Annotated in this window: 14 protein-coding genes; 3 read left to right on the forward strand and 11 right to left on the reverse strand. The window is 58.0% G+C overall.

Features of this window, described 5'->3' with window-relative positions:
- The first annotated feature begins 34 nt into the window (after window positions 1-34).
- Window positions 35-691: a hypothetical protein gene (locus tag AO268_RS22995; protein ID WP_039614006.1), complete on the forward strand. Its 657-nt coding sequence runs from the start codon at window positions 35-37 to the stop codon at window positions 689-691.
- A gap of 15 nt (window positions 692-706) precedes the next feature.
- Here AO268_RS22995 and AO268_RS23000 read toward each other — a convergent pair whose 3' ends face one another.
- The 9 genes from AO268_RS23000 to AO268_RS23045 form a co-directional block, all read right to left on the reverse strand.
- Window positions 707-1,102: a hypothetical protein gene (locus AO268_RS23000; RefSeq protein WP_047296792.1), complete on the reverse strand. Its 396-nt coding sequence runs from the start codon at window positions 1,100-1,102 to the stop codon at window positions 707-709.
- A gap of 47 nt (window positions 1,103-1,149) precedes the next feature.
- The gene (iscB, locus tag AO268_RS23005) at window positions 1,150-2,478 is read right to left on the reverse strand and encodes an RNA-guided endonuclease IscB (protein WP_257154432.1); all 1,329 of its coding nucleotides are present in this window, start codon (window positions 2,476-2,478) and stop codon (window positions 1,150-1,152) included.
- Between the two features lie 344 nt (window positions 2,479-2,822).
- Window positions 2,823-3,080, reverse strand: a complete 258-nt coding sequence (locus tag AO268_RS23010) for a hypothetical protein (protein WP_047297019.1) — start codon at window positions 3,078-3,080, stop codon at window positions 2,823-2,825.
- A gap of 116 nt (window positions 3,081-3,196) precedes the next feature.
- Entirely contained in the window at window positions 3,197-3,550 is a 354-nt protein-coding gene (locus tag AO268_RS23015; RefSeq protein ID WP_084341938.1) for a hypothetical protein, read from the reverse strand.
- 66 nt (window positions 3,551-3,616) lie between these two features.
- A complete protein-coding gene (locus tag AO268_RS23020; protein ID WP_099169973.1) occupies window positions 3,617-4,009 on the reverse strand; it encodes a hypothetical protein in 393 nt (130 codons plus the stop codon).
- A 269-nt stretch (window positions 4,010-4,278) separates the two neighbouring features.
- Window positions 4,279-4,809 carry a dual specificity protein phosphatase family protein gene (locus AO268_RS23025; protein WP_099169974.1) on the reverse strand — a complete coding sequence of 177 codons (531 nt, stop codon included), beginning with the start codon at window positions 4,807-4,809 and terminating at the stop codon, window positions 4,279-4,281.
- A 26-nt stretch (window positions 4,810-4,835) separates the two neighbouring features.
- A complete protein-coding gene (locus tag AO268_RS23030; protein ID WP_060763797.1) occupies window positions 4,836-5,516 on the reverse strand; it encodes a hypothetical protein in 681 nt (226 codons plus the stop codon).
- 73 nt (window positions 5,517-5,589) lie between these two features.
- A complete protein-coding gene (locus AO268_RS23035; protein WP_060763796.1) occupies window positions 5,590-6,471 on the reverse strand; it encodes a prohibitin family protein in 882 nt (293 codons plus the stop codon).
- A 518-nt stretch (window positions 6,472-6,989) separates the two neighbouring features.
- Window positions 6,990-7,316: a hypothetical protein gene (locus tag AO268_RS23045; RefSeq protein ID WP_060763795.1), complete on the reverse strand. Its 327-nt coding sequence runs from the start codon at window positions 7,314-7,316 to the stop codon at window positions 6,990-6,992.
- A 133-nt stretch (window positions 7,317-7,449) separates the two neighbouring features.
- Here AO268_RS23045 and sppA point away from each other — a divergent pair, with 133 nt between their 5' ends.
- Window positions 7,450-8,385: a signal peptide peptidase SppA gene (gene sppA / locus AO268_RS23050; protein WP_060763794.1), complete on the forward strand. Its 936-nt coding sequence runs from the start codon at window positions 7,450-7,452 to the stop codon at window positions 8,383-8,385.
- A gap of 66 nt (window positions 8,386-8,451) precedes the next feature.
- On the opposite strand, the gene yejK is transcribed toward sppA, so the two are convergent.
- Together yejK and AO268_RS23060 are read right to left on the reverse strand one after the other, a co-directional pair.
- On the reverse strand, window positions 8,452-9,453 hold the full coding sequence (gene yejK / locus AO268_RS23055; RefSeq protein WP_043859657.1) for a nucleoid-associated protein YejK: 1,002 nt from the start codon (window positions 9,451-9,453) through the stop codon (window positions 8,452-8,454).
- 24 nt (window positions 9,454-9,477) lie between these two features.
- Window positions 9,478-10,023, reverse strand: a complete 546-nt coding sequence (locus AO268_RS23060; RefSeq protein ID WP_060763793.1) for a hypothetical protein — start codon at window positions 10,021-10,023, stop codon at window positions 9,478-9,480.
- A 260-nt stretch (window positions 10,024-10,283) separates the two neighbouring features.
- On the opposite strand from AO268_RS23060, the gene AO268_RS23065 reads away from it, so the two are divergent.
- Window positions 10,284-11,774 (forward strand): DEAD/DEAH box helicase, encoded by a 1,491-nt coding sequence (locus AO268_RS23065; RefSeq protein WP_033045069.1) that lies wholly within the window; start codon window positions 10,284-10,286, stop codon window positions 11,772-11,774.
- Window positions 11,775-11,818: the final 44 nt, after the last annotated feature.

The following is an 11,818-nucleotide window of genomic DNA, read 5'->3' on the forward strand; positions in this document are numbered from 1 at the left end:
CCGGCACGGTTAGCTATCAACCATTTAGTCCGTTGTGGATTTAGTTTTCCCTTCCGCTTTCTACTTCACATATCAACCATTAAATCCGCATACCCAGAAATTGTTGGGAGGCCCACTGCATAAACTCCTCGAGCCGGAGGAGGCTGACGCCATCCGAAAGGCCGGGGAGATCGTCCGCTCGATCAATATTCGTGTTGAGCACGCCAAAGAGATCAAGCGCCGGGAGGAGAAGCAGAGGGAGGCTCGGCTTAAAGCTCGCAAGGCCCTGATTGACGCCGAGGTTAGAGCTGCATTCCGGAGGCCCCAGGCAACGGCGGAGGACGCAATACGGATTACAACGCTGGCGATGGCGCTTCACCAGGAGAAATTCATCCTGGATTTCTATGATGTCCCAACCATGACAAGTCAGTATCAGGAGCGACTACAGCGAGCGCTCAAGGAAAAGGCACTGGGTGGCTACGTCGATTACGCTCATACAGACATCGTGCGCGGATTATCTGAAACCCTCGACTATCGGCAGAGTGGGAGTCCAAAGGCGGACATCGCGGCCGCACTTAGCTTGTGTGAAAGCTGGAAGCCAAAACACCGGACGGCGCAAGAATTCCTGGAGTTTGTCCATCGTCAAATAGCGATTGAGCACTCGGCCAACGTAGAGAGATTGCCGGTCAAGAAGAAGCCGGCCGGCAGGTAGCCACAGCAAACCTTCTCACAGCAATTCAGGCTGAGCCTGAAGGCGGGCCATGATTCGGCTGTTCAAGGCCCGCCGGTCTGCGGCCATTCTGGCCTCTCTGGCAGCACCTACGCCGTTGAACTGGTTTACGACATAGATCAGGTACAGCGGGTCGCTCGGGCCTACCCAGGCGTTCCAGGCTGCACGGCATTTGGCTCGGGTCTCTGCATTCAAGGCGAAATACGCAGCTCGTGCTTTACGCCACACGGCGGCATGGTTCTGACGCATACGGTCGGTGACCTTGCCCTCGTGAAGGTCACGCAGACGCTTTTCTTCTTCCCAGCTGTGCTGGATCTCGCGAATCTGATCGCCGAAGAGTGGCAGTGATTCAGCTTCCCGCGCCTGTTTGCGCTCAAAGGCCTTCTTCATCATTTTGCGGCGAGAAACCTTGCCTGAACGGCGAGGATAGCGCGGCGCGCTCAGCGCGCCCCTGCTCTCGCTGCCTCCTTCTGGGGTTGGGCGCTATCGGTCGGGGTGTCGGAATAGGCGTAGCCATCGGCTCGCTGGATCAGGGTGCAGTGGCGGTGGTGGATGCCCTGCACTACGCCATCAGGCGTCTGGATGTTGAAGCTGCCGGTCTTGCGCACGGCGACGCGACCCTGGTGGGTGCCAGCCTTTTTGCCGGTCGGCACCTCGGCGCGCACCTGATCGCCGGTCTGGAAACCGAAATGGCGTTTCTGTCGGGTCAAATAGCCGCGTGGAAAACCGTGGGCGGTAAGGCGGGTGCGCTGGTACTCGCCGCGTCCGGTGGCCTTGATCGCCAGCGTGGGGCGTTGCCAGTGCTCGATGGCCCTGATCTCACCGACACTGGCTGCATCGAGCGCGTGGGTCTTCGGAAGGCCGAGGCATCGTCGGTTAAATTTGGTTTGCGCCCCGGTGCCCGTGGTGACCGACAGGCCGGTATCCAGCAGGGCACGGAACAGGGCATTGCGGGTGGCGTTGACGGCGGCGGCATCCCGAAGTGGGACTTTGGCTTTCGCCTTGATTCGGGCCAGCAGCTCTGGCCTGGCCTTCAGGAACACCTCGACTGGCTGGTTGCCCTTGCGCTGATTACAGGGCCGGCAGGCCAGGGTCAGGTTGGGCACCCGGTCGCTGCCGCCGGCACTGCGCGGAACGATGTGCTCGATCTCCAGCGGCGTATTTTCAGCGTCGCAGTAGGCGCAGCAGCGGCCCCACTTCTCCAGCAGGTATTCACGCACCTCGTAGCCGGCCAACTCGCCCTGCTGGTATTGGACGCCGCTGATCTCCGGGTTCTGTATGGCCTGCATGTCGAACTTGACCCGCTCGACTGCCAGATCGCTGATCGGAGCCCAGTTACGCATCCGCCCGACCCAGCCCAGCGTGGTGTCCAGCCGGTGGCGCAAGCTTGGCGGCAGCCAGCCTTCCGGCCGGGTGCGGTTGTCGAAGCGCGGTGTGCGGTGGCGCAGGTTCTGACCACGGCGGCGACGGCGAAACGCCGCCCGCTGCTGCATGGCCTGGCGAATCGCTGCGCCCCGATGGGCCAATTCCATCAGTGAGAGAACAGACACCCGCTGGCCCTTCTGGCGTACCAAGGCAATGCCAGTGAATTTGCTGCCCGGATCGAACTTGAGCGTCAGCGATTGCAGCGCGCTATCGGCCTGCCGCCGATCCACTAGACGGATCACGAACGGCACCTGCCGGTGTATGCGGGCGCGACCGCGCTCCAGCAACAATCGCGCTCGCTTCTCGCTGCATGGCATCAACGGCGTGCCTGTCTTATCCAACACATAGACCGCCACGGCGATCCTCCTTTGAACTATGCCCTTACGGGCCTGGTGACGGAGCCTTGCGGCTCGCTCCCCTCGGGAATGTCTGCACCCGGCTCCCGCTGTCGCGGCGGTCGGAATCTTCGGCGTTTTACCTTTCGCCAGCATGATCCCGACCTTCCAGTGCCCGGAACTGAGGAAGCATTCCGGGGTGGGTCGGTTCGACCTGGTGCAAACGGAGCGGGTTAATACCGCTTTCCCTGGTCAACCCAGCCTGCTTTCACAAGCTCCGACCTTCAGGCCGGGGTAGTTGACTCGCTCTGTGACAGTGCGTTTTTCCTGACGTAGCAGGTACTTCTTGAATCTCATGACCGACACTCCAGCGCCCGGCGGGTAAGAGCGGCCAGCAGCAACCCCAGGGCGCACCAGGTGGCCAACATGAGTAAGCCGAGGAGTGCGATGCCAGCGGTGCCGAAAAGCCCGCCAAAAAGCAGCAGGAAGGCCTGAGGCGCGGCTGCGAACACCCCAGACCAGATCAGCGTGGCATTGGCCACCCCGGCTAGGAACATGAGCCATGCAAGGTATTCCGGCAAATAGCTCGACTTGAATGAAGGGGACTGCATGAGGCAACTCCTTGTTGTCAGAGGGGGAGATGCCTTCAGGCTATTTCCATTCCGGAATATCCCAAGCCAACAAAAAGCCCGGCGAACCGGGCTGAGATTGCTCTAGGTGCTAGTCCTCAAAATGCAAGCTCTTGCTGGCGGTCTGCGTAGCCGCACCAACGGGCGAAGCAGTCGGGATTTCCTACCTCCATCTCTATGTTTCCGGCATAGCCGTGGGTGCGCGCGTCACGGATCAGCTCTGCGATAACTTCGGGACTATCTCCCATCTCGAAGCAGGTATCAAAAGTACGCTCGCCCAGCCCTTCAAACCCACGATCCCACAACTGGTAGCTGGTGATCTCATGCACGAGATTGTGGCGGTAGGCCAGCTGAACAAAGCGCACACGAGCTTTGAAGCCCGAAGCGGTTGTAAGGCCTACCTTGTCGCGTAGACCAAACAGTTCGGTGATGGTGGCGGTGGTGTAAGACATATGGCGATCCGAGTTATCCAGGAGATGCCATCAGGCTACGGCATGAGCTGGGAATCCCAACCAGACTCAACGAGCCACGGGAGGGGCGATGCCAAGCGGCGGCATGATCAGGATTTCGTAGACAGAAGGGGGCAGGGGATCAATTTGCACCCTGATGCCGGTGTATTGGGCTGAAGGCCTCCCATCCAGAGGAAAAACGCCGTGGGGAATTTCAGGATCGGTGCCGAGCCACATCCGGGCGCGGTAGTCGACCCGGTAAATCCCAACCTCGATCCAGTAGTGGGGAGAAACGGCCCGGCCAGCAACGAGCAGTTGGCCAAGCATGCCTTGGTAGGGAATTCCTGCCTGAGCCAACCGGGTAGCAACCAGCCTGCACATCCCATCGCACTCGACAGGTGCGCTATCCAAGGATTCTAAGAGCCTATCCAGGACTGCGGCGGTGATCGGGCGGTCAGTCATAGTCCTTTGCCTTGAGGAATGTTGATCGTTCGCGAAGATGGCCAGAGTACGGTGGCTAGAGGGAAACCCAATTGCTGGTTGAGCGACAGTGCGCTGCTCAAAGAAAAGCCCGCCTAGGGCAAGCCTGGCGGGCTTCGGAAATAAAATGGGCAGCTTCAGCGACACCACAGACGAGACAGGTGAGGGGAGGAGTGTCTTGGGAGCGTAGCTTCTACCATGAAGCTGCCCAGGGCCTAATTTACCATGACTCGCTGCGGTCTTCTGCTCTCTCAGGAGAACAGCGATTTGATTGCCGAGAGAAGGCTTCGCTTTGGCGCTTCTGGTTCCGCTGGAGTGCTTGCCGCACGGTAGGCCGCCATCAGGTGAACATCCTTGGCCAACATCCGGTAGACACACTGGTTTGCGTCTGGGGTCGGCTTATGCAGTTGGTACCCATGATGTTTGCTGAGATACAAAGCAACTGCTGCACTGCGGGATCGGCCGGCGTGGCAATTGACAGCGATATATTCCCCCTGATCTGCAATTTCTCGTATGCGCTCCCGCAGCACATCAGCCTTGCTGCTGAGCAGGTAATCGACGTAATTCCGCTCAAAATCTGGCCCGTATATCTCAATGACTTCTTCGTCAAAGCCAGCATCAATGAAGTGGTGGTAGCTCACACTCTTCCAGCGTGCTTCGTCGATGCAGGCCTGATCTTCAAGGCCATCAGATATCGATATCAGATGGCAGTCAGGGCCTGGCGAGTATGCTTCAGCCTCGCTGCGCGATAAGAAGGTGCAGCTGGGTATGGTTTGGTGCATTTTTCTCTCCGTTGCTACCGACATGTCTACTGGGTTACCGAGGCCCTGAATTTCGATACATCGATGCGCTGGGCTTCCACTAGGCTCTGTAGTTTGCCGACATGAAACGCGGCAATGACCGGGCTCTGAAGAAAAGCAACACCGGGAATGGTGTTTGGCAGCAACGCCGTAACCTTGGTATGCAAATGTGCCCGAATCGGCTCATACCATGGCGCGTAACCACCCTCTCTCTTTTGGCTCGGATTGCGGTAGATGGACTGGCCGTCGCCCTCTGGCAGCTTGAGCATTTTCCGACACTCCAGTGACTCGTGGCTGAAACAGCCGATTTTCATATCACCGTCCAAGATGCCTTGACGCAGAGCACTTACCTCGGACGTTGCGAAGATGAAGGACATGCCCAGCACGACCAGGAAGAAGCCGGCCACGCGCAGGCTTAGCAGTTGCCCTAGCCCATACAGCGCAAGTAGCCCCCCCATTACGGAGCCATGCCAGTAAAGACCAACTCGAGGGCTGAGGAACGATGCGTTCCGCATATCTTCGTTGGTGATTGGCACCTGGAAGGTCAACCAGGCGGATGCGAGGACGCAGATAGCCAGCCACGCGAAGATCAGCAAGCCAGCCGTCGCGATGACAATGCTCATGAGCTTTTCAGCCTGAGTTAGCAGGGCCTGCTTGGGCATATCGGAAGAGGGAATTTCTGTGGACATGGGTAGATTCCTTTTTCAATGACAAAGCCCGCGAGCTGGTCGGGCTTGCGGGCTTCTTGTGTGGGAGGAAGGATTACTTCTTGGCGTCGATGAACGGCAGGGTTCCGCCTGGAAGTACCGTGGTAGGCAGCACGCCGTTCCAGCGCTCGGCTTTGGTAAGCTCGACCAGGCCGGGGTTGCTGCCCAGGGCGCGGGCGCGGGCGTCGATGGCTTTTGCTTCCGCTTCGCCGCGCAGCTGGATGCTTTCCGCTTCGGCACGTGCGGCGGCCAGTGCCGAATCCGCGGTAGCCTGGGCCTGGGTGACGACAATCCGCGCCTGGATCTGCTCAGTGGCCAGTTGCTGCTCACGAGTCTTCACGGCAACCTCAGCGCGCATGCGTTCTTCGATCGACTTCTCGTAAGCGTCACTGAAGTCGATGTTCTCGACTTGCACACTGTCGATCACCACCGGCCCACTGATTGCGCCCTTGATTGCGGCGGCGATATCGGCAACTAGCTTGCCGCGTTGCTGTACCGCGTTGACGGCGGTGTACTGACCGAAGACGTTTTCTACCTGTGTCGGGACATGGCGGCTGATCGCCCTTGTCAGCAGGCCTTCCAGATCGGCGTAGCCCTTGTAGACATCCGCGACCTCGCCTGCCGGCACGTGCCAGCTGACCGAGACCGACAGCGTTGCAGCCTGCTGGTCACGGCTGTACGCCTGCAAGCCGTCCCACTTGGTGGCGTTGTTCTGTATCGAGATCGCTTTGGCGCTGTCGATGAAGGGGATTTTCCAATGCAGCCCAGGATCTGCCACCTCCATAAAGGCACCGTTGCGCAGGACTACTGCGCGCTCTTTCTCGTCGACGGTATAAAACGAACCCAGCAGCAAACCCACACCAATAACGGCCACAACGGCAATCGAGCCGAGAGCCAGGGGAGATCTGGAAGAGGATGAGAAATTGTTGAATTGCATACTGATGATCCTTGGTGGTTGGTCAGCGGATAGTTTGTTAGGTAATGGCTGAAGGATGTCCCGATTTCAGGCGGTTTTATCGCCTGAAAGCGGGCTATGCTGTTTGCGGTTGTGCGGTGTTTTTCTCCTCGGTTTCGGTCGAGTTGCATTGGCCACGCTATAGGCATGCCTGAAAAACCCAAGTCACCTCGATACGGCCGTCTAGCTGGCTGATTGAGTCGTAGGGGCTGACAGCGCGAAAAAAAAGGCGACACAAATGGTCGCCTGAGTTCTATGGGCCTCCGTTTAGAGGCTCTTCAACACACCCCAGTGAACTGGACGGCGATCCGCCTTTTCCAGTGCCTCCGCTGCTACCGAGGCTTGCTCGTGCGAACTCCACACGCTGTCGGAGCAACGCTCAACTCCGTGCTCCTGGTCTCGGAAAATCAGGTCAAAGGTCGGAGCCTCATACTGGTCAGAGATATCCCGCACTACAAAGCGCTCGTGCTCGAGGTGATGTGTCACGGCGGATGCGGCGCTCACAGGCACGATCCTGCTTTCAGGGGAGCTGAGGATGCAGACCCCGAGGGGACTCCCAGCTGCTCCGCCGAATCACTCTTGGGGGGCAAGCTCGACGCCGAACCGTCGCGCTCTGGTTGGGAGATGGACGTTTCGATGTTGCAGCGACCGATCTCAATTCCAAGCTCATTGCTGGCCTGTTGGGAGAGATCTTGCAAAGCATCCTCAACAGCTAATTCGAGCTTGGCCTTCAGTCGAGAAAGTGCTTGTGGTGAGCCAGTAACTCCAATGGCCAGGCTGAGGTTAAGTCCAGCCTGATGCCGGGCTTGGGGCGTGACGACCTGCATAAATGGTTCTCCGTATAGGTTGATCTGCCTCCTTCTCTCACGATCGTCGAGAATCCCAAGTTCCCGTTGCCTGTTCAGGATTGCTTCTCCTCAGTGTTTAATAGCCGTGTATAAATTTTCTGACGGAAATCCCATGGATCAAAGCCTTGAAGTCTTGGAGCGAACGCTGCAAGCAAGCATCAAAGAGCAGCGCTCAGCACGTCGCTGGAAGAATTTTTTCCGTCTCGCGACTCTTGGGATCGTCGTGACTGCCTTTGTGGTCGGCGGAAGGGCAGACCTTGATGGCGTTGGGGCCGATGTGCCGGTAACAGCAAAAATCAAGGTGAGGGGAGTGATTGCGGATGGGGAGGAAGCGAGCGCTGAGAACCTGAAGCGTAGCCTCGGCAAGGCCTTTGAAAGTGAGAATACGAAAGCTGTGATTTTGGAAATCAACAGCCCAGGCGGTAGTCCCGTCCAAGCAGGCCATGTTTACGACGAAGTTCGCCGCTTGCGTGCACTGCATCCAGACACGAAGGTTTATGCCGTCATCACAGATCTGGGGGCCTCCGGTGGCTATTACATTGCCAGCGCAGCCGATGAGATATTTGCGGACAAGGCCAGTTTGGTCGGATCGATCGGTGTAACCGCGGCGAGCTTTGGTTACGTCGAGCTCATGCAAAAGCTTGGGGTCGAACGCCGCTCCTATACGTCCGGCGAACACAAGGCCTTCCTCGATCAATTCCAGCCTCAAAATCAAGAGGAGACGAAGTTCTGGGAAGGGGTGCTCAAAACAACCCACAACCAATTCATTCGCTCGGTTGAGGCTGGGCGGGGAGAGCGTTTGAAAGCGAAGGAGAATCCCGACCTATACTCGGGGCTGATATGGACTGGTGAGCAAGCGGTAGGACTGGGGCTGGTTGATCGCCTGGGTGATTCTGACTACGTGGCTCGTGAAGTCGTAGGTGTGAGCAAGATCGTTGACTTCACCCGCAAACAGAATCCCCTGGATCGCTTTGCCAGCAAGATCGGCGCTTCGGTTGCCGAACACCTCTCATTGCGGCTTGGGTTCGACGGCCTGAGCTTGCGCTAAAGCCCAGCAGGAACCCGGCCAGGCTAAGCAGTATCTGCCCCGTCCAGAGATGGACGGGGCATTTTTTTAGCCGCGCTTGAGTTGATCACGCAACTGAGTGGGTAGATTGCGAATAGTCAGCGTGCCGGCATTCTCGTCGTAGTCGATCTTGGAGCCCAGCAGGTGGGCCTCGAAGCTGATCGACAGACCTTCGGCGCGGCCGGTGAAGCGGCGGAATTGGTTCAGGGTGCGTTTATCCGCTGGGATCTCAGGTGACAGTCCGTAGTCGCGGTTGCGGATGTGATCGTAGAACGCCTTTGGTCGATCTTCATCGATCAGCCCGGACAGCTCCTCCAGCGTCATCGGCTCGCCCAACTTCGCCTGGCTGGTCGCGTAGCCAACCAGAGTATTGGTCTTCTCCCGCGCCTGCTCCTCGGGCAGATCCTCGCTCTCGACGAAATCGCTGAATGCCTTGAGCAAGGTGCGGGTTTCACCGGGGGCGTCTACACCCTCCTGGCAACCGATGAAATCACGGAAGTAGTCGGAGACCTTTCGACCGTTCTTGCCCTTGATGAACGAAATGTACTGTTTGGACTGCTTGTTGTTCTGCCACTCGCTGATGTTGATGCGCGCTGCCAGGTGCAGTTGGCCGAGATCCAGGTGCTTGGCTGGGGTCACGTCCAGGGCGTCGGTCACCGCCACGCCGTCGCTGTGGTGCAGCAGGGCGATGGCCATGTAGTCGGTCATGCCTTGCTGATAGTGGGCGAACAGGACGTGGCCGCCGGTGGAGAGGTTCGATTCTTCCATCAGCTTTTGCAGGTGCTCTACGGCAGCGTGAGTGAAAGATGTGAAGTCCTGGCCGCCCTCGATGTACTCCTTCAGCCATCGGCTGAAGGGATAAGCGCCGGACTCCGCATGGAAGAGCCCCCAGGCCTTGCCCTGCTTTGCGTTGTAGCTCTCGTTTAGATCGGCGAGCATGTTGTCGATGGGTGGCGACACACCCAGCTCGCTGTCGCGGGCGTGCAGGACGGCTGGAGTACCATCAGGTTTTTTGTCGATCTGATGAACGATGATGTGACGGATTGGCATGAGCAAAGTCCCTGTAGTTTGGGGTTAGTAAGGCGTTTCGTGGGGGTGTTTCGACAAATGGGCGGTGAGCACTTGCTTACTGAAGTCGGTCAGGATTTCAGGAGCAAGAACGGAACCGGTGATTGCAGCGGCGGGGCGAAAAATCCTCTTGCCGGAAGCCGTGAGCCAATCGAACACCATGAAGTGTTGGTGCGCTCCAGTTTTGAGAGGCGGCAGCGCCTGCCAGGTCATAGTTGAACTGGCGTATAGCGACAGTGCTGATATGACGGTTTGCGACTCCCCTGCATTGCGGCTCCGCTCGGGCAGAGCGTCATAGGCGCTGAGGGTTGCGCCGAGAACATCAGCGGGCTGAAGTCCGTCAAGATTCTTCAGATCCTCGCCGCTCTGCATTGCTCGATAGCCGTCCAGCGTCAGCTGGCCAACGAGTCGGGGGCCAGCAACCAGGTTGTATGAGTACAGCCAGAATCCAACGGCATTTCGTGCGCCGGCTGCTTCATCATCGATAACCCAGCTTGCATGCCGCAGCGACTCAGCAAACTTGCGAGCGCGCGCCTTTCCTACGTCATCCATCTACGACTCCTATCTCTTGGCCTGCGTCGACGCCTGTGCGAAAGCTCAGGCAATGTCGAACACAGTCGCACGCCGGCCGGAAAACCCAAGTCGAGATGCGAGCATCAGGAAGAGCCTGTATCGGCGCATTGGCAGGAAAAAATATCCGTCTCAATCAGGCTGCGCTCTGTTGCCGTCTCCATTCCACGGATCGAGCACCTGGCTTGGGTTATTTCGAAGCGATGGTTTCCTACCTGTAGTTCTTACAGCGGGAAACCTCGATGCAGCTCCGACCCTACCAACAACAGCAGGATTTTGAACTCCGCAAGGGCATAAGCCTTGGCGCGATCATTCAGATGCTGATGAGTCCTACGGGCTCCGGTAAGACAGAGGTGGCCAAGCACATCATTGCCGGTGCGCAGGCGAAGAACCGGAGGGCCTGGTTCATCGTCGACAGCGTGAAGCTGCTCGATCAGACGCTTGAGCGGTTCCACAAAGATGGATTGGTCGCCGGTGCGATTCAGTCAGACCATCCCTGCACTGACTATCGAAAACCCATCCAGGTCGCAACGATCCAGAGCTTGCGTCCGCGCCTGGACTACATGCTCAACCACCACAAACCACACCTTGTTCTCATTGACGAGGCGCATGTCATCCACGAAGCCCATATTGAGCTGATCACGTGGTGCCGGCGGAACAAGGTGCCAGTTATCGGGCTCAGTGCTACCCCTTGGCGGCGAGGCCTGGGCCGCATCTTTGACAGACTGGTCAACTGCATCTCCCTTTCCGAGCTGACAGACCAAGGTTTCCTTGTCCCTACACAGTGCTACGCGCCCTCCGTGCCTTCGCTGAAGGGGGTGAGCACGAAGCCGAATGGTGACTGGATCGAGGACGAGCTTGCCACGGTCATGGGTGACGCCAAGCTGCTTGGTGACGTGGTAACGCACTGGAAAGAACTGGGTGAAAACCGCAAAACGATGGTTTTCGCCTGCAACGTCCAGCATTCCAAGAAGCTCGCTGCTGAGTTTTTAAAAGCTGGGGTTGCCGCAGCTCATATCGATGGCTATATGCCTCCGCATGAGACCGAGGAGATCTTGCGCCAGTACAAGGCGGGCAAGATAAGGGTCTTGGTCTCAGTGGCTATGCTGATCAAGGGGTTTGATGACCCCTCGACCAGTTGCCTCGTGATAGCGCGGCCTACCAAGTCCCTGATGCTTCACTACCAGATGATTGGCCGCGGGCTGCGACTCTCGCCTGAAACTGGAAAAATCGACTGCATTATCATTGACCACTCCGGGAACCTCTTGCTTAACGGGAAGCCAACGGACGAGGTGCCCGATGCCATGGACAATGGGGAAGGGGAGCGTCTTGACCGCCGCCCGCAGGACAAAGGCGATCAGGAGAAAAAAACCAAGCCATGTCCGAAGTGCAGCTTTGTTTTCAGCGGATTGCTCTGTCCGAAGTGTGGCAATGAAATCGTAATACCGGATGGGGTGGCGGTGGCCACCGGCAAACTGGTGAAGCTAGACGATCGACGCAAAGTGCTCGGGCCGACCAGTAAACAGCACACTTTCTGTGAGCTGCTTGGGTACGCCCGTGAGACCGGCAAGAAAGACGGGTGGGCTCAGTACGCATACCAGGCATACATGAAAGAGCTGCCAGATCGCGCATGGATCGGTACCGTGCAACCCAAACCACCGAGTGAAGACATGAAAAGCTGGGTGAAGGGCTATAACGTCCGTCGCGCCAAAAGCAAACGCCGATTCGGGTGAACCGGCGGCTTGGGATTATCCAGAGCCATGTTTCACTGCTTTCA

Origin of the sequence: Pseudomonas sp. ICMP 8385, from assembly GCF_002699915.1 — a bacterium.
Lineage (GTDB): Bacteria > Pseudomonadota > Gammaproteobacteria > Pseudomonadales > Pseudomonadaceae > Aquipseudomonas > Aquipseudomonas gessardii.

Coding starts and splice junctions, on each gene's coding strand:
- AO268_RS23000 (WP_047296792.1), bottom strand. CDS start 1,102: ATGATGAAGAAGGCCTTTGAGCGCAAACAGGCGCGGGAAGCTGAATCA.
- AO268_RS23010 (WP_047297019.1), bottom strand. CDS start 3,080: ATGCAGTCCCCTTCATTCAAGTCGAGCTATTTGCCGGAATACCTTGCA.
- AO268_RS23015 (WP_084341938.1), bottom strand. CDS start 3,550: ATGTCTTACACCACCGCCACCATCACCGAACTGTTTGGTCTACGCGAC.
- AO268_RS23020 (WP_099169973.1), bottom strand. CDS start 4,009: ATGACTGACCGCCCGATCACCGCCGCAGTCCTGGATAGGCTCTTAGAA.
- AO268_RS23025 (WP_099169974.1), bottom strand. CDS start 4,809: ATGCACCAAACCATACCCAGCTGCACCTTCTTATCGCGCAGCGAGGCT.
- AO268_RS23030 (WP_060763797.1), bottom strand. CDS start 5,516: ATGTCCACAGAAATTCCCTCTTCCGATATGCCCAAGCAGGCCCTGCTA.
- AO268_RS23035 (WP_060763796.1), bottom strand. CDS start 6,471: ATGCAATTCAACAATTTCTCATCCTCTTCCAGATCTCCCCTGGCTCTC.
- AO268_RS23045 (WP_060763795.1), bottom strand. CDS start 7,316: ATGCAGGTCGTCACGCCCCAAGCCCGGCATCAGGCTGGACTTAACCTC.
- sppA (WP_060763794.1), top strand. CDS start 7,450: ATGGATCAAAGCCTTGAAGTCTTGGAGCGAACGCTGCAAGCAAGCATC.
- yejK (WP_043859657.1), bottom strand. CDS start 9,453: ATGCCAATCCGTCACATCATCGTTCATCAGATCGACAAAAAACCTGAT.
- AO268_RS23060 (WP_060763793.1), bottom strand. CDS start 10,023: ATGGATGACGTAGGAAAGGCGCGCGCTCGCAAGTTTGCTGAGTCGCTG.
- AO268_RS23065 (WP_033045069.1), top strand. CDS start 10,284: ATGCAGCTCCGACCCTACCAACAACAGCAGGATTTTGAACTCCGCAAG.